Source organism: Pseudarthrobacter naphthalenicus (assembly GCF_029076445.1).
GTDB lineage: Bacteria > Actinomycetota > Actinomycetes > Actinomycetales > Micrococcaceae > Arthrobacter > Arthrobacter naphthalenicus.
On the sequence record NZ_JARESG010000001.1, the window covers coordinates 167,131 to 187,962 of the forward strand.

The following is a 20,832-nucleotide window of genomic DNA, read 5'->3' on the forward strand; positions in this document are numbered from 1 at the left end:
GCAGGACCTCAGGGCCCTGCACGCCGGGAGTTTTTTCACATCCGCCCGCCGAATATTTCCCGCCGCCCGTCGCCCGGGCGCCCCTAAGGATTATTCGCAGGACCCATCCACCCGTTAGACTCGGTTGTTGGGATTATTGAGACCCATCACACCACCCCCTATACAACACAGGAGGACGCTTGCTTAGCGCATTTGGCCGGGCCTTTCGCACGCCTGATCTGCGACGCAAGTTGTTGTTCACGCTGGGAATCATCACAATCTTCCGCTTGGGTGCCTTCATTCCCTCGCCTGGTGTGAACTACCAGAATGTCCAGCAATGCTTGCAGAACGGTCAGACGGCAGGCGGGCTCTACCAGCTCGTCAACCTGTTCAGCGGCGGTGCCTTGCTTCAGGTGTCCATCTTCGCCCTGGGCATCATGCCGTACATTACGGCCAGCATCATTGTGCAGCTGCTCCGGGTGGTTATTCCCCGCTTCCAGCAGCTGTACGAGGAGGGCGCCTCCGGGCAGTCCAAACTCACCCAGTACACCCGGTACCTCACCATTGCCCTCGGCCTGCTGAACGCAACGACGCTGGTGTCGCTGGCGCGTTCAGGCCAGCTGCTGCCGGGCTGTGCGCTGCCTATCATTCCTGATAGCAGCATCATCACCACGATCCTGATCATCATCACCCTCACCGCGGGCACCGGACTCATCATGTGGATGGGCGAGCTGGTCACGGAAAAGGGTGTGGGCAACGGTATGTCGCTGCTCATCTTCACCTCCATCGCGGCCCAGTTCCCCACCTCGCTCGGTGCCATCTGGACCTCGCAGGGACCCGGAACCTTCTTCCTGGTTCTGGCCATCGGCCTGGTGACAGTGGCCCTGGTGGTATTCGTGGAGCAGTCCCAGCGCCGCGTCCCGGTGCAGTATGCCAAGCGCATGATCGGACGCCGCACGGTGGGTGGAACCAGCACCTACATCCCCATCAAGGTGAACATGGCGGGCGTGATCCCCGTGATCTTCGCGTCCTCCATGCTGTACCTGCCGGGGCTGATTTCACAGTTCAACCAGCCCAAGGCCGGCGAGCAGATGCAGCCGTGGGTTGAGTGGATCAACAACAACCTGACCCGAGGAGACCACCCGATCTACATGGCGCTGTACTTCGCCATGATCGTGTTCTTCACCTACTTCTACGTCGCGATCACCTTCAACCCTGAAGAGGTCTCCGACAATATGAAAAAGTACGGCGGTTTCATTCCGGGTATCCGTGCCGGTAAACCGACCGCGGACTACCTGCAGTACGTACTCTCACGAATCACGCTTCCCGGTGCCATCTACCTGGGCTTCGTGGCGCTGATTCCGTTGATTGCACTGGTACTGATCAACGCGAACCAGAACTTCCCGTTCGGTGGCACCTCGATCCTGATCATGGTGGGCGTTGGCCTTGAAACTGTCAAGCAAATAGATGCGCAACTACAGCAACGTCACTACGAAGGGCTATTGCGATGACAAAAATGTTGATTATTGGGCCGCCCGGCTCCGGTAAAGGAACCCAAGCGGAACGTATCTCCGAACGCCTCGGTGTTGTGGCGATCTCCACCGGTGATATCTTCCGCGCCAATGTGAAGGGCGAAACCCCCCTTGGCATTGAAGCGAAGAAGTACATGGATGCCGGCGACTTCGTTCCGGACAGCGTGACCAACAAGATGGTCCGCGACCGCCTCAGCGAGTCCGACGTCGACAACGGCTTCCTCCTGGACGGCTACCCGCGCACCACCGCGCAGGTGGATTACCTCGACGAAATCCTGGCCGCCAGCGCGGACAAGCTCGACGTCGTCCTCCAGCTCACCGCCGACGATGAAGAACTCGTGGCGCGCCTTCTGGGCCGGGCCAAGGAAACCGGCCGGAGCGACGACAACGAAGCCGTGATCCGCCACCGCCTGGACCTCTACCACGAGCAGACCGAAGCGGTTGTGGCGAAGTATGCCGAGCGCGGCATCCTGACCCGGGTTGACGGCATCGGCGGCATCGACGAGGTCACCGACCGCGTCATGGAAGCCATCAAGGCGGCTCAGGCCGCCTGAACAGGCCACTAAGTTATTCGAGGCTCCTCCCGGATTCCGGGAGGAGCCTCAGCCATTGAAAGGACACACCATGGCCTTCGGCCAGCCCCGTATCGAATACAAAACCAATGCCCAGATGCGCACCATGCACGAGGCAGGCCTGGTCCTGAGCCGCGCGCTGGATGCCGCTGTGGCCGCCGCCGTGCCGGGCGTCACCACCAAGCACCTGGACGACGTCTTCGCCGCGGTGCTGAACCAGGCCGGTGCCAAGTCCAACTTCCTGGGCTACCATGGCTTCCCGGCAACCGTCTGCACCTCCGTGAACGAGGAAGTTGTCCACGGCATCCCCGGCAGCAAGGTCCTCAAGGACGGCGACATCATCTCGATCGACGGCGGCGCGATTGTTGACGGCTGGCATTCGGACTCGGCCCGGACCGTGATCGTGGGCAACGCTGATCCCGAAGACCAGCGCCTGTCCGACGTCACGCAGGCGGCCATGTGGCACGGCATCGCGGCGCTGGCCAAGCGTGGCCATGTGGGCGACGTCGGCGCGGCCATCGACGACTACGTCTCCTCGGTCCCCGGAAAGCCGCTGGGCATCCTGGAGGACTATGTGGGCCACGGCATCGGCTCCGAGATGCACATGGCCCCGGACGTCCTGAACTACCGGACCAGCCACCGCGGCCCCAAGGTCAAGGCCGGCCTGTGCCTGGCCATTGAGCCCATGCTGGTCCGCGGCAGCATCGACACCGCAGTGCTGAGCGATGACTGGACCGTGGTCACCACCGACGGCCAGCGCTCGTGCCAGTGGGAGCACTCCGTGGCTGTGCATGACCGGGGCATCTGGGTCCTGTCAGCGCCCGACGGCGGCGCGGAGCACCTGGTGCCGCTCGGCGTCACCCCGGTGCCGATCCCGTAAGCCAAGCCGATTAACTCAAAGTAGGTAGCGCTAACTGTCGTTATGAGGGGTCAAAACGACAGTTGGCGCTACCTAGTTGGGTTTAAAGCCACGAAAGTGACTTACCCGCTATTGCCGACCGGCACGGCCGGCAATAGAGGGTCAGGCCTTGAGCTTGGGCTTGACGTCCTTGGTGTAGATTCCCTCGAGCGTGGCCTTCAGCTCGGTCATGGTGGCCTTCACGTCGCCCTGCTGGGTGAGGATCTTGGCGGCGGCCTTGGCCATCTCCTGATCGGCCCCGGGCAGGAACGCGCGGGCATTGTCCTGGACCCTGGTGACGGCCAGTTGGTCCATGGCGATCTTGATCTGCGGGGTCTGCGCCAGCACCGTGGTCATGTCCGCCGAGGTCCGGGTGGGCATGTAGCCGGTGGCGGCCGAGAACGCGGCGGTGTTCTCCGGCTCGGTCATGAACTGCAGGAACATCGCCGCGGCGAGCTGCTCTTCCTTGGTGACACCGCTGGGGATGCCCAGGCCGGCGCCGCCGGTGGGGCAGACGCCGGTCTTCTCCTTGGAGCCGCCCGGCAGGAAGCCCACGCCCACATTGAACTTGGCGGACTTCAGGATGCCGATGAGGGAGCCGGTAGAGGACAGCGTGGCCGAAGCCAGCCCTGCGGCGAAGTCGTCGGCCGATTCCTTGGAGGAGACGCCGGCCCAGGCGTCCTTGTACACGGAATCCTGGGCTGCCTGCAGGGCGGCCACGGACTCGGCGGAGTCGCAGGTGATGTCCCAGCCCTTGGACCAGCTGCCGCCCTCGCCCCACAGGTTGTTCTGCAGGGTCCAGCCCGCGTAGCCGGCCAGGGCGGGGTGCATAAACGCGTACTGGGTGCCCGAGGCCGCCTTGAGCTTGGGTGCCCAGCCGGCGAACTCCTGCCAGGTGGCGGGGGCGCGGTCCGGCAGGCCGGCCGCGGCGAAGTGGTCCTTGTTGTAGTAGAACAGCGGGGTGGACCGGCCGTAGGGGAGTGCCCACTGCTTGCCGGCGTACTTGTAGTCGTCCACCAGGGAGGTGCGGAAATCGGCCAGGTTGATGTCCAGCTGCTTGACCAGGGAGTCGATGGAAATGATGCTCTCGTTCAGGTAGTAGCGGAACCACCAGACGTCGGAGAGGACCACCAGGGAGGGCAGGCCGGACTTGGCAGCCTGGGCGGTCTGGAACTTCTGCGCGATTTCCTCGTAGTTCGCGCCCGCGGTCACCAGGTTCACCTTGATGTCCGGGTACTTGGCGTGGAACTTCTCGATGATGCTCTTCTCCACGTCCTGTGACTTGCCGGGGTGGTTGGACCAGAAGTCGATGGACGCGGCCGGCTTGACGCCGCTGAAGTCGATGTCGGCAGCGGTGGCGGTGGCCGCGCCGGGCGTGGTGGACGGGCCGCCGCAGGCTGCCAGCGCTGCGGCTCCTGTTCCGGCCCCGGCAAGGGTGAGGAAAAACCGTCGATCAAGGGTGAACGTCATGGTGCTGCCTTTCGGTGGGTGCCTTGGTGATGCGGATGCGATGGATGGATGGTGGGAGGGGCCGACGGCGGTACTCGCCTGGCCGCTAGCCGGTGACGCTGCCCTGGGTGAGGCCGGCGACGATGTAGCGCTGGAGCATGGCGAAGATGATCAGGATGGGGATGATCACCAGGACGGCGCCGGCCATCATGATGCCCCAGCCGGCTCCGTTGCCCTCGGAGTTCTGCAGCAGTGTCAGGCCGACGGGGAGCGTCATGCTTTCGGGTTTGTCCGTGATGATCAGCGGCCAGATGTATTCGTTCCATTCGCTGACCACGGTGACCAGGGCAACCGTGGCGATCGAGGGGACCGACACCGGCACCACGATCTGCCACAGCCGCCGCCAGTGGCCCGCGCCGTCGATCTCGGCCGATTCGAGGATGGAACCGGGCAGGGTAAGGAAGTGCTGGCGCAGCAGGAACGTGCCGAAGGCGGTGCCCAGGCCGGGCAGGATGATCCCCCAGAGCGTGTTCTTCCCGCCCATCCCGGCGATCAGGATGTAATTGGGCAGGATGGACACCTGCGGCGGGACCATCAGGGCCACCAGGATCAGGATGAAGATCAGGTTCTTGAAAGGGAAGCGCACGAACACCAGCGCGTAGGCGGTCAGCAGGGCAAGGATCACCTTGATGCCGGACCCAACCACGGTGACGATGGTGCTGTTGAGGAAGAACAGCCCGAACGGCACCGTGGTCATGGCCACCCGGTAGTTCTCCGGGTCCAGGGCTGCCGGGAGCACCTGCAGGTTCATGGTGACGATTTCGCCCGGCTGTTTGAACGAGCTCAGCACCATCCAGAGCAACGGCAGGAAGACCACCAGGACGGCGATGACCAGCGGCACATAGCCGCCAACCACGGTCTGCAGCAGATTGGCACGGGAGAACGGCCGCTCGCGGCGGGGAACGGCGTCGGGCGTTGAACCGGGCGTTGAAGACGCGGCGGAGGAATCGCGGACGACGGCGGGGGCGGGAGCCTTCACGAGTAATGCACCTTCTTTTCGACGAACCGCAGCTGCAGCACCGTGATGACCAGCAGAATGACAAACAGGATCACGGAGATCGCGGCCGAGTAGCCTGCGCGGTTGTACGCGCCGAAGGCCTGCAGGTACGCCTCGTAGATGAGGGTGCTGGTGCCGGCGCCGAGGGGCGTCATGATCCGGATGAGGTCGAACGCCTGCAGCGAGCTGAGCATGGTGGTGATCAGCAGGAAGAAGGTGGTGGGGGAGAGCAGCGGCAGGGACATGCTGACAAAGCGGCGGAAACTGCCGGCCCCGTCCAGCGAGGCCGCCTCCATCACGTCCTGCGGCAGCGACTGCAGGCCGGCGAGGAACACCACGGCGCAGTAGCCAAGGTTCTTCCAGACATACACGATGATGACCATGACCAGGGAGAGCTGCGGATCGTTGATCCACTGCGGGCTCTGCTGCCCTAGGCCCCGGAGGAGCCAGGCCAGCACGCCGTAGCCGGGATCGAAGATGAACAGCCACACCAGGCCGACACCCACGCCGGACAAGACGTAGGGCGCAAATACAGCCGACCTGGCGAACGTGGTGCCGCGGACCTTCGAGTTCAGCACCAGGGCAATGAGCAGGCCCAGCACCATGGAGCCGCCCACGGTTGCGGCCGTGAAGATGGCGGTGGTGCCCAGCACCCTGGCGGCATCCGCGCCGGTGAAGAACGTGACGTAGTTTTCGAGCCCGACGACGGCAGCTGAGGCTGATCCGAGCGTCCAGTTCAGCGTGGAGTAGTAGATGTTGTTGATCAGCGGGAGGTACGTGAAGACGGCGATGAGCAGCAGGTTGGGCAGGGCAAGCGCGAGGAAAACGAAGAAGTCGCGGCGGGACCGGTTCGACCAGCGCTGCCGGTTTTTTGTGCCGGGGATGCCGTGCCTGGCTCTGCCTGTGGGCGCCGCGGAACTGCCGGGCTTGGCCGTGAGCTGTGGAGTCATGGATCTCAATCGGGAGGCCTGCGGGGGCAGGGCTTGGGAGGATTTGAGATCACTCCATCACATCGCCGGCTCCGGTCAGGGCCAGATCCGGTCCCCGCGCTGATTGTTAGCCGAGGCTTCGAAAAGCGTTCACGAACAGTTCGGCTTGAGCGCTCTCCGACGCCCATGCGCGTTGCCAACAGTTTCGTGCGTCATGAAGCGGGCAGAATGGGGCGTATGGGAGCCATTACCGATGTACCCGGAATCCGGGTGGGGCACGTGCAGAGGAACGACGACGGCTGGCTGACGGGGGTGACCGTGGTCCTGCCGCCGCCGGGAACGGTGGGGTCCGTGGACGTCCGCGGCGGCGGCCCCGCGACGTCGGAGACGGATTCCCTGGACCCCACCACCCTGTCCCAGCAGGTGGACGCGGTGGTGCTCACCGGCGGAAGCGCCTACGGCCTGGTCACCGCACGCGGCGCCCAGCGCTGGTGCGAGGAAGCCGGCCGGGGCTTCGCGGTGCCCGGCGGGCTGGTCCCGATCGTGCCGGCCGCCGCCATCTTCGACCTGGGCCGCGGCGGCGACTTTTCGGCCCGGCCCGATGAGGAGATGGGCTACGCGGCAACTGCCGCCGCTGCCGCGCAGCCGGAACGGCACGACGTCGAACGCGGCAACGTAGGCGCCGGCGCCGGAGCCGTCCTCGGCCGGGGGAGATACAAAGGAGGAGTGGGGACTGCCTCCATCACCTTAGACAACGGGGTTGTGATCGGAGCGATCGCCGTGGTCAACGCAGTGGGACTGCCTGTTGGCACATCGCCGGAGCGGGCGGAACCCGGCAGCGTGCGTCTAAGCGACGAAGGAGCGAGCACGCCGAGGGTTCCGGCTGCCCCGGCGGAAGCCGGGCACGGCACCGATTCGGCAGCCCCGCCGCTCAACACAACCCTCGTCGTCGTTGCTACCAATGCCATCCTGAGCAAGGCCGACTGCAAGAGGACCGCTTCTGCTGCCCACGCGGGACTGGCCAGGGCGCTGAACCCGAGCCACACGCTGGCTGACGGGGACACGATATTCGCGCTGGCCACCGGCGCCGTCGAACTGGACAGCACCGAAGCCCCCCGGCAGTTCAGTCTCATCACGCTGCAGAGTGCGGCAGCCGACGTCGTACGTTTGGCCATCCTGGATGGCGTGCAGAGCGCCGAGGCGGTGAGCACGCCTGCCGGTGAATATGGTGCATACCGGGCGGAGTAGGTTAGTATGCTCGATTTAACATTTGCCGGGAAAAAGGGTAGTGTTGCTTGTTGGTTGTCTGCCCTGCTGTGCCCTGTTTGGGGCCTGAGGTGATAACCGATCCAACAAAAACGTTCGTGGTCATGTCCGGTGCAATCCGGCAGGGCCGCGGCAACAACAGTTAGCGGAGGGTATGGCCAAGAAGGACGGGGTCATTGAGATCGAAGGCGTTGTGACTGAGGCGCTGCCTAACGCGATGTTTCGCGTTGAGCTGACCAACAAGCACATCGTACTCGCGCACATCTCAGGCAAGATGCGCCAGCACTACATCAGGATTCTCCCTGAGGACCGGGTAGTGGTGGAACTGAGCCCTTATGACCTCACTCGGGGTCGTATCGTCTACCGCTACAAGTAAATTCTGGGCGGCCGCGGCATGAGCTGACGGCTGCTCCAGTTGACCAACTGCCACACGCAAAGGAATGCCATGAAGGTCAAGCCGAGCGTCAAGCAGATCTGCGAAAAGTGCAAAGTGATCCGCCGTAATGGCCGGGTCATGGTGATCTGCGAGAACCCGCGCCACAAGCAGCGCCAGGGCTAATTTCCTTCTTCTGAAGGAAATCCTGGGTTGCTAACCCACGCAAGTAAATAATAAGGCAGCACAAGCTGAATTGGGACGCATGAGCCCGGACAGCTAACCCCCGGTCGGAGGCTGGGGCCGCACGGAACGTGCGGGTGTACTGCCTAGGACCTCCGGTTTATTCAAGGAGCACTGCCTCTATGGCTCGTCTCGCTGGCGTAGACATTCCCCGCGAAAAGCGGTTGGAAATTGCGCTTACTTACATCTACGGCGTGGGCAAGACCCGTGCACACGAAACCCTGGCTGCCACTGGCATCAGTGCTGACGTCCGCGTTAAGGACCTCACCGATACCCAGCTGGTTGAGCTGCGTGATTACATCGAAGGCAACTACAAGGTTGAGGGTGACCTTCGCCGCGAAGTAGCAGCTGATATCCGCCGCAAGGTTGAAATCGGCAGCTACGAAGGTATTCGCCACCGTAAGGGCCTGCCGGTCCACGGGCAGCGTACCAAGACCAACGCCCGTACCCGCAAGGGTCCGAAGCGCACCGTCGCAGGCAAGAAGAAGGCCCGTTAAATCCTCCCGGATTTACACGGCTTTCCCCGATAACTTTCTGTAGGAGAAAAAAATGCCCCCAAAGACTCGTGGCGCGGTTCGCAAGCCGCGTAAGAAGGACAAAAAGAATATCGCGCTGGGCCAGGCGCACATCAAGAGCACTTTTAACAACACCATCGTGTCCATCACGGACCCGAACGGCGCTGTTATCTCTTGGGCTTCCTCAGGTGAGGTCGGCTTCAAGGGCTCACGTAAGTCCACCCCGTTCGCAGCCCAGATGGCTGCCGAAGCTGCTGCCAAGCGTGCGCAGGAGCACGGCATGCGCAAGGTTGACGTTTTCGTCAAGGGACCGGGTTCAGGACGCGAGACTGCAATCCGCTCGCTGCAGGCCGCAGGCCTCGAGGTTGGCTCCATCCAGGACGTCACCCCCGCAGCGCACAACGGCTGCCGTCCGCCGAAGCGCCGCCGCGTCTAAGCCTTTCGCGCAGTTTGAGCTTGCCCGGACCGTTCTGGTCCGGGCAAGCCCAGCCGCGTTAAGTCTTCAGACCGAATTTCCACCACCTGTGTTGCGTCATATAGCGGATGCTCGCCGAAAGGAAACCTAAGTGCTCATTGCACAGCGCCCCACCCTCTCCGAAGAGGTAGTCTCCGAAAACCGCTCGCGTTTCATCATTGAACCGCTGGAACCGGGCTTTGGCTACACCCTCGGAAACTCCCTCCGCCGTACCCTGCTCTCCTCCATCCCCGGTGCCGCTGTAACCAGCATCCGGATCGATGGCGTGCTGCACGAGTTCACCACGGTTCCGGGTGTCAAGGAAGATGTCACTGAGATCATCCTGAACATCAAGAGCCTGTCGGTCTCCTCCGAGCACGACGAGCCGGTTGTTGCCTACCTGCGCAAGCAGGGCCCCGGAGTCGTCACCGCCGCGGACATCGCTCCGCCGGCCGGCGTCGAATTCCACAACCCGGATCTGCACATTGCCACGCTGAACTCGAAGGGCAAGTTCGAACTCGAACTGACCATCGAGCGCGGCCGCGGCTACGTGTCGGCAGCTCAGAACAAGTCCGGCGACGCCGAGATCGGCCGTATCCCGGTTGACTCGATCTACTCGCCGGTGCTGAAGGTTACTTTCCGCGTGGAAGCAACCCGTGTTGAGCAGCGCACTGACTTCGACAAGCTCATTGTCGACGTCGAGACCAAGCAGGCCATCGCCCCGCGCGATGCTGTTGCTTCCGCTGGTACCACCCTGGTGGAACTCTTCGGTCTGGCACGCGAGCTGAACACCGCAGCTGAAGGTATCGAGATTGGCCCGTCGCCGACGGACGCTGCCCTGGCCGCGGACATGGCACTGCCGATCGAGGACCTGGACCTCACCGTCCGGTCCTACAACTGCCTCAAGCGTGAGGGCATCCACACCGTGGGTGAACTCGTTGCCCGCTCCGAGGCTGACCTGATGGACATCCGTAACTTCGGTGCGAAGTCCATTGACGAGGTCAAGGCAAAGCTGGTTGAACTGGGCCTGTCCCTCAAGGACTCGCCTCCCGGTTTTGACCTCGCAGCACGCGCAGCAGCAATTGAAGAGGACGACGCCGCCTTCGGCGACGACGAACTCTAAAACAGATCTTGGCCGGCGGGCACCATGGTGTGCCCACCGCCGGCTTCCATATGAGGAGAAACAATTATGCCTACCCCCACTAAGGGTCCGCGCCTCGGAGGCGGCCCGGCTCACGAGCGTCTCATGCTCGCGAACCTGGCAGCAGCACTGTTCGAGCACAAGCGGATCACCACCACGGTGACCAAGGCCAAGCGCCTGAAGCCGTACGCAGAGCGTCTGGTGACTTTCGCCAAGCGCGGCGACCTGGCTTCCCGCCGCCGTGTCCTCGGCCTGATCAGCAACAAGGGCGTCGTCCACGAGCTGTTCACCGAAATTGCCACGGCAGTGGAGAACCGCGACGGCGGCTACACCCGCATCACCAAGATCGGCAACCGCAAGGGCGACAACGCTCCCATGGCTGTCATCGAGCTCGTTCTCGAGCCGGTTTCCGCCAAGCAGGCTGTTGTGGCTGAGGCTACTTCCGCTGCCAAGCGCGACGCTGAGAAGGCTGCTCCGGCCGCCGAGGAAGCTCCCGCCGAAGCCGAGGCCGAGGTTGTTGAGACCGAAGCTGCCGCTGCTCCCGAAGCTGAAGCCAAGTACGCCGGCTCCAAGCCGGCCACCGCTGACAAGGAAGCCCCCGAAGGCTTCGCCGTCAAGGGCAACGAGGACTCCATGAAGTACCACGTTCCCGGCTCACGCTGGTACGACTCCACCACCGCTGAAGTTTGGTTCGACTCCGCGGAATCCGCTGCAGCCGCAGGCTTCGCGCCTGCCGGTGGCGAAGCTGCCCAGGCAGTCGAAGCTGAGTAATCAGCCTCTGTCGCTCCAGTAGACTTAGGTCTATGAACGACCAAAAACCCGCGGCCCCCGTTACAGGGGGCGGCGGGTTTTTGCGTATCCGCCTTGATCTGTCATACGACGGCGGCCCCTTCAGCGGGTGGGCGCTCCAGCCCGGCCTGCGCACCGTACAGGGAGTCCTGGAGGAGGCGCTGGCCTTACTGGTCCGGCGCCCCATCCGGGTCACCGTGGCAGGGCGGACCGACGCGGGCGTGCACGCCCGCGGCCAGGTGGTCCACCTTGACCTCACCGAAGCCGAGTGGCTGGGACTGCCGCGCGGGCACGAACTGGATCCCGGCGTCGCGCTGGTGCGCCGTCTCCGGGGTGCGTTGAGCCGGGGCCTCGGCGACCTGTCCGGAGCCATTGAAGTCCATCAGGTGCAGCTGGCGCCGGTCGGTTTCGACGCCCGCTTCTCCGCCCTGTGGCGCCGCTACAGCTACCGCATTGCCGACGGCCCGGCCCTGTGGGACCCGCTGGAACGCTACTTCACGCTCTGGCACAAGAGCCCCCTGGACGTTTCGCTGTTGAACGAGGGTGCGTCCAAGCTGCTGGGGCTGCAGAACTTCCTGTCCTACTGCAAGCCGCGGGAAGGCGCCACCACCATCCGTGAGCTGCAGCGCTTCGAGTTCCGCCGCGGCGAGGACGGGGTCATTGTGGCCACCGTCCAGGCGGATGCGTTCTGCCACAACATGGTCCGTTCCCTGGTGGGCTTGGCGCTGTTCGTGGGCGAGGGCGTGGAGGAGCCGGGCTGGCTGTACGAAAGGCTCCTGGCGAAGAAGCGGGACGCCAAGTCAGTCCTGGCCGCGCCGCACCCGCTGGTCCTCGAGGAAGTGGCCTACCCGTCCGACGACGAGATGCTGGCCCGCGCGGAGCTGACCCGGGCCGTGCGGAAGCACTGACCTTTTCCGGACACACAAGCGGACCCCCTCGGTTCTGGGTGCCGAGAGGGTCCGGTTCTTGGGGCGCCGATGGCGCGGTGGGGGTGGCGTCCTTTGCACCTACATGCCGGAGAAGGCCGCGATGATATTGATGACGGCCGGCCCTAGAATGACGATGAACAGTACGGGCAAGATGCATAGCATCAGCGGGAACAATACCTTGATGGGGAGCTTCATTGCCTTCTCTTCGGCGCGCTGTTTCCTCTTGATTCTCATCTGCTTGGCCTGCGTCCGCAGGACGCTTGCTATCGCTATACCGTAGACGTCCGCCTGGACAACGGCTCGCACGAAGCTCCGTAGGTCTGGTGCTCCCGTGCGTTGTCCCATGGCCAGGTAGGCTTCCCGGCGGCTCCTGCCAACCTGCATATCCTGGAGCGTCCTGAGGAGTTCCGCGGCGAGAGGGCCCTTGCCGTTCTGGCCAGCGCGCGCCATGGCTGACTCGAAGCCGAGCCCTGCCTCGACCGAGATCAGCATCTGATCCAGTGTGCTGGGCAACTCCAGTTCGATCGCTTCCTGGCGCTTCGCGCCTTGGCTGCGCAGGAGGAGGTCCGGAACGAAATATGCGAGCACGGTCACGAATAAAGTCAAGAGAAAGCTCGTGCCCGTGGGGGTCTTGAGCATCAATAAGATGCCGACTACTCCGGCCACCAAAGCGAGAGCTGGCTTGATGACCAGTAGCCGGTCCAGAGGCATGGCCGCCGGCCGGCCCGCCTTCGCGAGCAGCTTGTCCAGCCACGCCGGGTACCCCTTCGGCGTCAGGCGCTGGCCCAACTGCACTAGCCAGGGAGCTTCGACTCCTTGTGAATCGTCGGCTGCCTTTCCCCGTCCTCGTCCCAGGTTGCTTCGGACGGCAGCCAAGCCGGGGCGGTCCACTGAGATTACTGCCCAAACCATCACCGAGCACGGAACGATAATTATTGCGACGATGAACCAGGCCATTGCGCTCATGCTTCCACCTCCTAGAACTTGATCTTGACGACGCGGCTCAGCCAGAAGGACCCAAGAGCCAGCAGTACAACTCCGAACCCGAGCATGACCCACCCCAATACGTTGGTGTACAGCACGCCGAGGTAGCCGGGGTTGGAGAAGCTGAGGAACAGGAAGATCCCGATCGGGAGGGCAATGAGGATGTAGGCCGAGAGCTTGCCCTCTGCGCTGAGGGATTGCACTTGGCCCTTGATCTGCATGCGCTCCCGGATGGTCTCTCCCACGTGGTCGAGAACCTCAGCCAGGTCTCCGCCGACTTCCCGGTGGATCTCGATGGCCTGGGCCATCCAGTCAAAGTCCTCGCTCCGCATGCGCCGAGCCGAGTCGGCCATGGAGTCCTTCAGGTCCCGGCCCAACCTGGTCTCGTTGACCAGCCGTGCGAATTCCTCGGACGTCGGCGCGTCAGATTCCTGTGCCACTGCGTCAACCGCCCGCAGCAGACTATGGCCAGCTCGCAGCCCTCCTGAGAGCATTTGCAGAGTGTCGCCGAGCTGTGATTCGAACTTGGCGCGTCGCTTGCCGGCCATGATGTTCAGGAACAGCATGCCTCCGAAAGGCGTCAGCAGGGCGAACACCAGTGCCAGCCCGAGGCCGCCAAGAACAAAGCCCACAACTCCCATTGTTACTACCGCGCATCCGAGTAAAAGGATGAAGTCTGCCTGGCGAAGGTGCAGTCCTGCTTCCTCCAGAGATGAGGCGGAACCGAACCTGGCATTACGGCTGAGATTGCGTTCGACAAAGGACGTCGCCGATGCGGCAACTCGGGTGAGGGCAGACGGTTGTTCGGCGACGCCAGGTCGCCTGCGCGCCAATTCGATATTTGCCTCACGGCCACGGAGGGTCACGACGAAGAGGAATACCAGCGAGGCCAGGCACAGAAGGACGCCCAGAATCAGCAGGATTGGGCTGGTGGCACTCACCGGTAACCGCCCCCAATCGGTGATTTCCCGAAGACGGCCGGCGATAGGGCAATTCCCAGGTCGGCGAAGTGATCTGCGAAACGAGGCCGGACGCCGGTGGGGACAGGCTTTCCGAGGAACCTTCCGTGGGCGTCAACTCCGGCGCTGTAATCGAATGTAAAGGCGTCCTGGAGCGTGACAATGTCACCTTCCATCCCTTGAACTTCCGTGACATGTGTCACTCGCCTAGTGCCGTCGCGAAGGCGCGAAATGTGAACGATGAGATTGACCGCCGAAGCGATTTGTTCGCGGATGGCACGAAGCGGGAGGTCCATGCCTGCCATCAGCACCAAGGTCTCCAATCGGGCGATAGCATCTCGGGGTGAGTTGGCATGCACCGTCGAGATGGACCCGTCATGGCCTGTGTTCATGGCCTGGAGCATGTCCAGCGACTCACCGCCACGGACTTCGCCGATAACGATTCTGTCCGGGCGCATGCGCAGGGAGTTACGAACGAGGTCCCGGATGCTGATCTCACCCTTGCCCTCAATGTTCCTCGGCCGACTTTCGAGTCGCACAACGTGTTCCTGCTGGAGTTGAAGTTCCACCGCGTCCTCAATGGTGACGATCCGCTCGTCCGGAGGAATGAAGGACGACAAGACGTTGAGCAGCGTCGTCTTACCGGTGCCGGTGCCCCCGGAGACGATGATATTGAGCCGCGCGTGGACGCAAGCGTTCAGGAGTTCGGCGATTTCCGGGGAGATGGTGCCAAACGAGATGAGATCGTTGACAGTCAGCGGCGCCTGGCCGAACTTTCGAATCGTCAGCGACGAGCCGTTGACGGCTAACGGCGGAATGATCGCGTTGACGCGCGATCCGTCGGCGAGCCGGGCATCCACCAACGGAGATGATTCATCGATTCTCCTACCGACCTTGGTGACGATCCGCTCGATGATCCGTCGCAGATGATCCTCGGACTTAAAGCGAGACCCCGTGAGGAAGAGTTTGCCTCCCCGTTCCACGTAGATCTTATCCGGACCATTGACCATCACTTCGGTCACGGCATCATCCGCAATGAACTTTTGCAGCGGTCCAAGACCAATGACATCATCAAGGATGTCCTGGACCAGGCGCTGCCGCTCCGCGGAGGACAGCGGGATTTCATCCTCTTCGATGATTGTCCGTAGCTCATCTTTGGCGTACTCGTGCAGCTCAGCCTCGTCCAGGGACGCGTCTGAGATGCGGCTTCCCATGCGCTCATAAAGTGCAGCGCCGGCGCGGTCCTTGACCGCAGTCAAGGCGTCGTTTGCTTCTGCGCTGTGATCGTTGGAGGCGGGTTCATTCCAAGCGGACTCATTCTGACTTTTCCCTGCCCACGGGATCTCAGTTCGGGTTTCAGCCGGCTGCTGGCTCGCCTGGTTGCGAACAGATTGAAAGCGATCTGCAAGTGTCATTGGACTACGGCCCTTCGGTGAAGTTTCTTGTGAGTGCGCTGCTCCCACGCCGGATCAAACCGTTGGACGAGCTGACGCAAGCCCTTCGCGACAGCATCCCTCGACGTCTCCTGTAGAAGGGGGACCCCCTTGTTTGTGGAATATGGCACCGCATGTGACCGGGGGAGCACCACATCCACAGGGCAACCGATGGTTGCCTCGACGTCCTTCAATGTCAGTCCGCTTCGGCGGTCACCAAAGTTGAGGACCACGTGCCTGTTCGGTGGGAGCAAGCCAAGCTCGGTCAGGATGGAGAATCCTGTCCGAAGACCCTTGATGCTCGGTATGTCCATACCGCAGACCCAGACGCCGTCGGTGGCCTGCTCGAGGCTCGCGAGCACATGTTCCCCGAGCCCTGGGGCCGTGTCCACCACAACGAATTTGAATTCGCTGGCCAGCTGCACGAGCAATCGGCCCACCTGTTCCCCGGATATTTGGTCGGCCTCCACGGGGTTAAGTGGTGCACACAGCGCGTACATGCCGGACGGATGCAGTGTGAGGTACGACTTGAGTACCAGGCTGTCACCTGCTGCCGCCCCCTTCACAGCGTCAGCGATGGTCTTCTCGGGTTCGAGCCTGAGCCCGGAGGCTACGTCGCCGAATTGCAGGTCTAAATCGACAACTACAACGCTCATCGGTGCCAGCTTTGCGAGGCCGACGGCGAGGTTAGTGGTCACGGTCGTCTTTCCCACACCGCCCTTGGGAGACATCACTGCAATGATCCGTCCGTTGCCACTCGGCGGTTCAACGATGTTTCCGAGGCCGCGACGGCGCCCTGCCGCTGCAAGGCTGGCGCGTTCCAGCATGACGTGGATGGCGTCGACGTCGGCCCCCGGATCTAGGAGGTCCCTTATGCCGGCCCGCATCGCGGGCAACGCGACGTCGGAGTCACTTTCGGTGACAAGCACCACGCTGATCTCCGGATATTGGAGGTCAAACAGACTGGCAAGCCTGATTGAGTCCTCGACCGGAAGCCCCGGTCCGAGCAAAATCACTTCCAGCTGGTCGCCGGAGAGTGTACGCAGCACGTCGTCCGGGCCAGCGGGCAGGAAGTTGGCAACGATTCCGTGAAATGTTCCGTGCAGGCGGGAAGCTGCCTGCCTGGCCCGGGTTTCGAAATCGGAGTCGGCCGTGATGGCTACGAACCTGCTCACCGGTACAGCTCGGGCTTCTTGACAATCAGCGGTGATCCTTCGGTGGCGGCCGACGGTTCCTTGGTTAGCCACAGGGATCCGAAGTTGGCCCCGAAAGCAATCTTTGCGGCGTCTGCATCATTCCGGGCGAAGGTAACGAGCAGCTGTCCGGTGGGCAGCTCTGTATTGGCCTGTTCCTCGGCAGTGGCACCTCCCGTGGCCGCGCCTGATGTCTTCGCCATCGAGCGCTGGACGCTCGTAACCAAGACTTTGTGAAAGATCTGCTGTCCGGATTCGACATCAGGGGAGTCCTTGACGGCTCCCTTGTCGAAGAGGACCACGATGCCAACGGTGTCGCCGGCTGCGATACGGCCGCCCACTACGCGTTGGGCCTCAAGTTGAACGGAGATTTCCTGCATTCCGTCGGGAACCGGGACGGAGCCCGGGGCGGACAAGCTCTCAGGATCGGCCAGCCGCGCACCCAGCAGGGCTTCGCCAGGAAGCAAATCGACAGCGGCGACTTTCCCGTCAAGCCCGTCCAGGCTCTTCAGGGCGCCATTGGGTACTGAAGCCGAAGGCAGTGAGGTCAGCTTGACCGATGCTTTCAGCTTTTGCAGGTCAGCCCCTTTGGCTACCTGCTGTTGGACAACGAGTACATCGACCGGCTGCAAATCCTTTTGGGCCCGTGCCTCGGACGCTGAAACATACGAGACAAGTAGGACAGTGCCGGCGATGGCCAGCACAAATGCGACTATGCCTCCCAGTAGGCGTGTTTTCAATTTTCAGTCTCCTCTCGAAATTTGGAGCTAGTTTTGGTTCTTGAAGGAATATCTAGTTAGTGATTTTCACGCCCGTTGAGCCGTAAATGGTAGATCCGTCGAGCTTCGCGGCTTCATCAAGAGAAACCGCGCGCACAAATCGCCCAAATAGTCCTAGATCGGAGTTCTTCAGCCCAAGCTTGGTGGAGAGATCTTTGGCAGCTGACGTCAGATACGTTTCTGGTGGATGGTTTGTTTTGCTAGTCCCACTCAGATGCCAACTGTCGATGCTCAGCTCTGCAAAGGCTTGAATGTGGAATTGACCATGCTTCCCGCGCTTCGGGTCGTTATCATCAAAGATCGGGACAAGAATCTTGACCTCTTCAGAGGGGGTCTTGTTCTTCGCAGCCCACCAAGCCAGCATTGTGTCGGTACACGGCGATTCGTAAGCTGCTCCTGGTCGAGAGTCGACCCAAGGATTTTTAGTGTCGACGTAGACAGAGCATTTAGCGAGCGGGTCCACGAGCCATCCGAAACCCCCTGGCATTTCTTGCCCAGATGAGTTACCTGGACATGGGTAGGGTTCATTCTTGTCCCGGCTAGCGCTTCCATGTGCCGGGAAAAAACGGAAATCTCCGTCTTTCAGTAACGTTGAGTCAGCCTCACACTTAGAGAAAGCCATCGGCAGACTGTTATAGGCAGAGACTCCTCCAAAGACGGCCTGGGCTGATGCTTGGATTTCAACGGAGTTTATGCCGAGGGCCCTCGCCAGGTATAGGGAGAAGTGCTCACCATTAGCGCCGGCAGGTGTCGCCGTGGTGACGTTGACCGTTCCTGCGTTTACAGTGGCTGAAACAACGTCACTTGAACCATCAAGGGCGTTAGCGTTGGCGTATTCCGTTGCTTTGGCCTTTTGGTTTGAACCGCAGGGAGAGGTCGTCATCGTGGCTTTGGCACACGCCTGAGCGACTGCGAGCGCGGCCGAGTCCGCGCCGTTCTGCAACTGAGCCTTCTCCGAGTACATGGCGCCGACGTCAACGGCGAGGGCGCCAAAGCCTAGCAGGACAACCATAAGGAGCGCCGCGAGCGGGGCCACCACTCCTCGTTCGTTCCCATCAGAGTTGGCTGTGTTGACCGGCCTCCAAATTATCCTCCACATCGCATGACGCCCTTTGCTGAGATGTTCATGATGTCGGGCAGGAAGGGGACCAGCGTCGGAAGGCCGGTGAGGTATTTTGTCGCCACGCTGATGGTGACAATCGAATCCTCGTTGGGAGCGCATGCGCTGATGTCGACGTCGGTGAGCTTCAGATTGGCGATAGGGGCTGCGTCAACCGCTTTCTGCTGTGCAGTGGACTTCGCATAGCCAGTGTCTGAGTAGTGGATAGCCGAATACCTTGCTGCTTCGCGGGCACCTTCCGCCATAGATACCTGGATACTGAAGGCGCGCCCATATTCCACGATTCCAAGAATGAGTGCTAGAAAAATTGGCAGAATCAAGGCGAACTCGACGGCAACAGCCCCAATTTCCTTAGACCTTCTTGTGCTGCAATGCTTGCCAAGGCGCTTCACCCTCGGCCAGTCTTTCTGTCTGCGAGGGCGGCATTTTGCCAGAATCGCATCGACTCACAAGCGTCAACCATGCACGACCGAAAGGCTTTTCCCTGAGATGTTGGACCTTCCATGACCCCTCCTGACTTCAGATAGCCTGACTTTGGATGTTAGGACGACGGAAAGCCCAGTGGCGGGAACGGCGGCAGCGATAGGCTCGCCGCCGCGCCCCGCCCCTGGGCTTCGACGCTAAAGCGGGGTTTCTTAGCCGACGGATGGGATCTTGCCGGCCACGGTGTTGAACAGCGTTGATAGGTTCGTACCAAGAAGGGTGACGGCGACGATGACGGCAACGGCGATAAGTGCGACCATCAGACCGTACTCCACAGCCGTGGCTCCCTTTTCAGATTCGAGCTTGTCTTTGATGCCTGTAAGGTGCGCGAGCAATGACACAATTACGTTAGTCATCAGGAAACCTTGGGGAGTTTCTTGGCGACGCCGTCGAACAGCGTTGACAGATTGGTTCCCAGGAGTGTCACGGCGACGATGACGGCGACCGCGATGAGGGCGACCATAAGACCGTATTCGACGGCGGTTGCACCCTTCTCGGATGCCAGGCGGTGTTTTAGGCCCGTTACGTAAGCCATCATGGAGACCATAAGAGAAGTCATTGTATTTCCTTTAATTCGGTGAAATGGATTTGAATTGATTCCAACGAATTTCCAGCTGCCCCATTTTTTGGCGGTTGCTGGACTTCGCTAAGAAGAGATTGTCAGTAGCGACTTCCGGCAACAATGCGTAGGGGTACTCGACTTTTTCCAGGCCGTTTATATGGCGTACTCGAAGCACCATCCTGGGTACTCGCATCAGGGATGTATGTACGCACGCCACTACTTGGATATATGGCGGCGGAAGCGATCGCCTGCTGCACTGAGGTTGGGTAACCGCTCAGGAAAAAAGGAACGCAACGCCGATAACGGCGGCAAGCATCGACGGCCCGTGGGGCACCTCAGACGCACGGTCTGAGCGAGTCTTGCGCAAAACCAGGACCGTGACGATTCCGTTCAGGATGAAGCCCAGGAGGCCGCCATACAGAAGCTGGCTCCAGCCTAGGTATCCCAAGTAGAGGCCGATGGGTGCCGCGAACTTCACGTCGCCCATCCCCATGCCCCTCGGCGAAATAATTGCCAAAATGAGGTAAGTGACGAAGAGAATCGCCGCTCCGGCTACCGCGCGAAGCACGTCTCCCCACTGCGATCCACCGAAAACCGCCGCCAGGAGGAAACCGACCCCTCCTATAAGGAGGGACAAAACCAGGGGGTTGGGCAGAAGATGCAGCGAAACATCAATCCTGGCCAGCTGTACACCAAGAACGGCCAGCAGGACGAAAGCCGGCAGCCCTGCGTCTGCTCCAAAGCGCCAAGCAAAGGCGGCGCAGAGGGCGCCGGTGATCACTGACGTCGTAATCCGGAGGCGCGTGGACGGCAGTCCGCCGATGCGGGGGAGGAGCCTGGCGATGAGAAGCTCGGCGACAGGCGAGAGGATGAGTCCTAGGACTCCGATCGCGGCCACAAACAGCGGCATTGTTGAACCGGCGTAGCCCAAAGAAGTCATCGAGTCCCCCTGCTTGAGTCTGACCGGCGCGCTGCGAAGACTGTCCGGCTCACCCATTTTGACCCTGGGGCCGGGTTCAAGCTAACATTGGTAGTCGTTGTGCGTGTCCTTTCTCGATGATGCGTGCCCGCTTGAGAATCCGGTTGCAGGATAACTACTCAACGAGCACATTCGAGACTTTTGGATGACTGGTTACATAGAGCCCTCACCTCTGTTCCGGTAGCGCATAGATAGTAGGTGCACACGCTTGAGT

At 61.8% G+C, this 20,832-nt stretch carries 24 protein-coding genes; 11 read left to right on the forward strand and 13 right to left on the reverse strand.

Features of this window, described 5'->3' with window-relative positions; all coding sequences use genetic code 11:
- Window positions 1-179: 179 nt before the first annotated feature.
- The 3 genes from secY to map all read left to right on the forward strand — a co-directional run bounded on the left by secY (window position 180) and on the right by map (window position 2,963).
- Complete coding sequence (gene secY, locus PY310_RS00825; protein WP_275212250.1) at window positions 180-1,490, forward strand: preprotein translocase subunit SecY; 1,311 nt, start codon at window positions 180-182, stop codon at window positions 1,488-1,490.
- A 5-nt stretch (window positions 1,491-1,495) separates the two neighbouring features.
- Window positions 1,496-2,065: an adenylate kinase gene (locus tag PY310_RS00830; RefSeq protein ID WP_275212481.1), complete on the forward strand. Its 570-nt coding sequence runs from the start codon at window positions 1,496-1,498 to the stop codon at window positions 2,063-2,065.
- Window positions 2,066-2,135: 70 nt separating this feature from the next.
- Window positions 2,136-2,963, forward strand: a complete 828-nt coding sequence (gene map / locus PY310_RS00835; protein WP_275212482.1) for a type I methionyl aminopeptidase — start codon at window positions 2,136-2,138, stop codon at window positions 2,961-2,963.
- A gap of 141 nt (window positions 2,964-3,104) precedes the next feature.
- On the opposite strand, the gene PY310_RS00840 is transcribed toward map, so the two are convergent.
- The 3 genes from PY310_RS00840 to PY310_RS00850 form a co-directional block, all read right to left on the reverse strand.
- Window positions 3,105-4,451 carry an ABC transporter substrate-binding protein gene (locus PY310_RS00840; RefSeq protein WP_275212251.1) on the reverse strand — a complete coding sequence of 449 codons (1,347 nt, stop codon included), beginning with the start codon at window positions 4,449-4,451 and terminating at the stop codon, window positions 3,105-3,107.
- Window positions 4,452-4,536: 85 nt separating this feature from the next.
- Window positions 4,537-5,469, reverse strand: coding sequence for a carbohydrate ABC transporter permease (locus tag PY310_RS00845; protein ID WP_275212252.1), 933 nt, complete (start codon window positions 5,467-5,469; stop codon window positions 4,537-4,539).
- Window positions 5,466-6,437, reverse strand: coding sequence for a carbohydrate ABC transporter permease (locus PY310_RS00850; protein ID WP_275212253.1), 972 nt, complete (start codon window positions 6,435-6,437; stop codon window positions 5,466-5,468). Before PY310_RS00850 ends, PY310_RS00845 begins: the two co-directional genes overlap by 4 nt.
- 216 nt (window positions 6,438-6,653) lie before the next feature.
- Between PY310_RS00850 and PY310_RS00855 the strand changes: the two genes are divergently transcribed.
- The 8 genes from PY310_RS00855 to PY310_RS00890 all read left to right on the forward strand — a co-directional run bounded on the left by PY310_RS00855 (window position 6,654) and on the right by PY310_RS00890 (window position 12,105).
- Complete coding sequence (locus tag PY310_RS00855; protein WP_275212254.1) at window positions 6,654-7,664, forward strand: P1 family peptidase; 1,011 nt, start codon at window positions 6,654-6,656, stop codon at window positions 7,662-7,664.
- 172 nt (window positions 7,665-7,836) lie between these two features.
- The gene (gene infA, locus PY310_RS00860; RefSeq protein ID WP_009358723.1) at window positions 7,837-8,058 is read left to right on the forward strand and encodes a translation initiation factor IF-1; all 222 of its coding nucleotides are present in this window, start codon (window positions 7,837-7,839) and stop codon (window positions 8,056-8,058) included.
- Between the two features lie 69 nt (window positions 8,059-8,127).
- A complete protein-coding gene (gene rpmJ / locus PY310_RS00865; protein WP_009358722.1) occupies window positions 8,128-8,241 on the forward strand; it encodes a 50S ribosomal protein L36 in 114 nt (37 codons plus the stop codon).
- A 179-nt stretch (window positions 8,242-8,420) separates the two neighbouring features.
- Window positions 8,421-8,795 (forward strand): 30S ribosomal protein S13, encoded by a 375-nt coding sequence (gene rpsM, locus PY310_RS00870; protein ID WP_275212255.1) that lies wholly within the window; start codon window positions 8,421-8,423, stop codon window positions 8,793-8,795.
- Between the two features lie 52 nt (window positions 8,796-8,847).
- Complete coding sequence (gene rpsK / locus PY310_RS00875; protein WP_018769149.1) at window positions 8,848-9,249, forward strand: 30S ribosomal protein S11; 402 nt, start codon at window positions 8,848-8,850, stop codon at window positions 9,247-9,249.
- 130 nt (window positions 9,250-9,379) lie between these two features.
- Window positions 9,380-10,390 (forward strand): DNA-directed RNA polymerase subunit alpha, encoded by a 1,011-nt coding sequence (locus PY310_RS00880; protein WP_013601812.1) that lies wholly within the window; start codon window positions 9,380-9,382, stop codon window positions 10,388-10,390.
- Window positions 10,391-10,456: 66 nt separating this feature from the next.
- Window positions 10,457-11,179: a 50S ribosomal protein L17, sunset domain variant gene (rplQ, locus tag PY310_RS00885; RefSeq protein WP_275212256.1), complete on the forward strand. Its 723-nt coding sequence runs from the start codon at window positions 10,457-10,459 to the stop codon at window positions 11,177-11,179.
- A gap of 32 nt (window positions 11,180-11,211) precedes the next feature.
- On the forward strand, window positions 11,212-12,105 hold the full coding sequence (locus PY310_RS00890; RefSeq protein WP_275212257.1) for a tRNA pseudouridine synthase A: 894 nt from the start codon (window positions 11,212-11,214) through the stop codon (window positions 12,103-12,105).
- A 99-nt stretch (window positions 12,106-12,204) separates the two neighbouring features.
- On the opposite strand, the gene PY310_RS00895 is transcribed toward PY310_RS00890, so the two are convergent.
- The 10 genes from PY310_RS00895 to PY310_RS00940 all read right to left on the reverse strand — a co-directional run bounded on the left by PY310_RS00895 (window position 12,205) and on the right by PY310_RS00940 (window position 20,579).
- Complete coding sequence (locus PY310_RS00895; protein WP_275212258.1) at window positions 12,205-13,092, reverse strand: type II secretion system F family protein; 888 nt, start codon at window positions 13,090-13,092, stop codon at window positions 12,205-12,207.
- 11 nt (window positions 13,093-13,103) lie between these two features.
- Window positions 13,104-14,051: a type II secretion system F family protein gene (locus tag PY310_RS00900; RefSeq protein WP_275212259.1), complete on the reverse strand. Its 948-nt coding sequence runs from the start codon at window positions 14,049-14,051 to the stop codon at window positions 13,104-13,106.
- Entirely contained in the window at window positions 14,048-15,484 is a 1,437-nt protein-coding gene (locus PY310_RS00905; protein WP_275212483.1) for a TadA family conjugal transfer-associated ATPase, read from the reverse strand. Before PY310_RS00905 ends, PY310_RS00900 begins: the two co-directional genes overlap by 4 nt.
- On the reverse strand, window positions 15,481-16,677 hold the full coding sequence (locus PY310_RS00910) for a CpaE/TadZ family protein (RefSeq protein ID WP_275212260.1): 1,197 nt from the start codon (window positions 16,675-16,677) through the stop codon (window positions 15,481-15,483). Before PY310_RS00910 ends, PY310_RS00905 begins: the two co-directional genes overlap by 4 nt.
- Window positions 16,674-17,435 (reverse strand): Flp pilus assembly protein CpaB, encoded by a 762-nt coding sequence (cpaB, locus tag PY310_RS00915; RefSeq protein ID WP_275212261.1) that lies wholly within the window; start codon window positions 17,433-17,435, stop codon window positions 16,674-16,676. The genes PY310_RS00910 and cpaB overlap by 4 nt, the downstream gene beginning before the upstream one ends.
- 52 nt (window positions 17,436-17,487) lie before the next feature.
- On the reverse strand, window positions 17,488-18,510 hold the full coding sequence (locus PY310_RS00920) for a Tad domain-containing protein (RefSeq protein ID WP_275212262.1): 1,023 nt from the start codon (window positions 18,508-18,510) through the stop codon (window positions 17,488-17,490).
- 50 nt (window positions 18,511-18,560) lie between these two features.
- The gene (locus PY310_RS00925; protein ID WP_275212263.1) at window positions 18,561-18,986 is read right to left on the reverse strand and encodes a TadE/TadG family type IV pilus assembly protein; all 426 of its coding nucleotides are present in this window, start codon (window positions 18,984-18,986) and stop codon (window positions 18,561-18,563) included.
- Window positions 18,987-19,229: 243 nt separating this feature from the next.
- Window positions 19,230-19,433: a Flp family type IVb pilin gene (locus PY310_RS00930; protein ID WP_275212264.1), complete on the reverse strand. Its 204-nt coding sequence runs from the start codon at window positions 19,431-19,433 to the stop codon at window positions 19,230-19,232.
- Window positions 19,433-19,636, reverse strand: a complete 204-nt coding sequence (locus PY310_RS00935) for a Flp family type IVb pilin (protein WP_275212265.1) — start codon at window positions 19,634-19,636, stop codon at window positions 19,433-19,435. The genes PY310_RS00930 and PY310_RS00935 overlap by 1 nt, the downstream gene beginning before the upstream one ends.
- Window positions 19,637-19,913: 277 nt before the next feature.
- The gene (locus PY310_RS00940; protein WP_275212266.1) at window positions 19,914-20,579 is read right to left on the reverse strand and encodes a prepilin peptidase; all 666 of its coding nucleotides are present in this window, start codon (window positions 20,577-20,579) and stop codon (window positions 19,914-19,916) included.
- Between the last annotated feature and the right edge of the window lie 253 nt (window positions 20,580-20,832).

Bases quoted from the DNA above. Each gene is read 5' to 3' on its own strand.
- PY310_RS00830 (WP_275212481.1), top strand. From the start codon at position 1,496: ATGTTGATTATTGGGCCGCCCGGCTCCGGTAAAGGAACCCAAGCGGAA.
- map (WP_275212482.1), top strand. From the start codon at position 2,136: ATGGCCTTCGGCCAGCCCCGTATCGAATACAAAACCAATGCCCAGATG.
- PY310_RS00840 (WP_275212251.1), bottom strand. From the start codon at position 4,451: ATGACGTTCACCCTTGATCGACGGTTTTTCCTCACCCTTGCCGGGGCC.
- PY310_RS00850 (WP_275212253.1), bottom strand. From the start codon at position 6,437: ATGACTCCACAGCTCACGGCCAAGCCCGGCAGTTCCGCGGCGCCCACA.
- PY310_RS00855 (WP_275212254.1), top strand. From the start codon at position 6,654: ATGGGAGCCATTACCGATGTACCCGGAATCCGGGTGGGGCACGTGCAG.
- infA (WP_009358723.1), top strand. From the start codon at position 7,837: ATGGCCAAGAAGGACGGGGTCATTGAGATCGAAGGCGTTGTGACTGAG.
- rpmJ (WP_009358722.1), top strand. From the start codon at position 8,128: ATGAAGGTCAAGCCGAGCGTCAAGCAGATCTGCGAAAAGTGCAAAGTG.
- rpsM (WP_275212255.1), top strand. From the start codon at position 8,421: ATGGCTCGTCTCGCTGGCGTAGACATTCCCCGCGAAAAGCGGTTGGAA.
- rpsK (WP_018769149.1), top strand. From the start codon at position 8,848: ATGCCCCCAAAGACTCGTGGCGCGGTTCGCAAGCCGCGTAAGAAGGAC.
- rplQ (WP_275212256.1), top strand. From the start codon at position 10,457: ATGCCTACCCCCACTAAGGGTCCGCGCCTCGGAGGCGGCCCGGCTCAC.
- PY310_RS00890 (WP_275212257.1), top strand. From the start codon at position 11,212: ATGAACGACCAAAAACCCGCGGCCCCCGTTACAGGGGGCGGCGGGTTT.
- PY310_RS00895 (WP_275212258.1), bottom strand. From the start codon at position 13,092: ATGAGCGCAATGGCCTGGTTCATCGTCGCAATAATTATCGTTCCGTGC.
- PY310_RS00905 (WP_275212483.1), bottom strand. From the start codon at position 15,484: ATGACACTTGCAGATCGCTTTCAATCTGTTCGCAACCAGGCGAGCCAG.
- PY310_RS00930 (WP_275212264.1), bottom strand. From the start codon at position 19,433: ATGACTAACGTAATTGTGTCATTGCTCGCGCACCTTACAGGCATCAAA.
- PY310_RS00935 (WP_275212265.1), bottom strand. From the start codon at position 19,636: ATGACTTCTCTTATGGTCTCCATGATGGCTTACGTAACGGGCCTAAAA.
- PY310_RS00940 (WP_275212266.1), bottom strand. From the start codon at position 20,579: ATGACTTCTTTGGGCTACGCCGGTTCAACAATGCCGCTGTTTGTGGCC.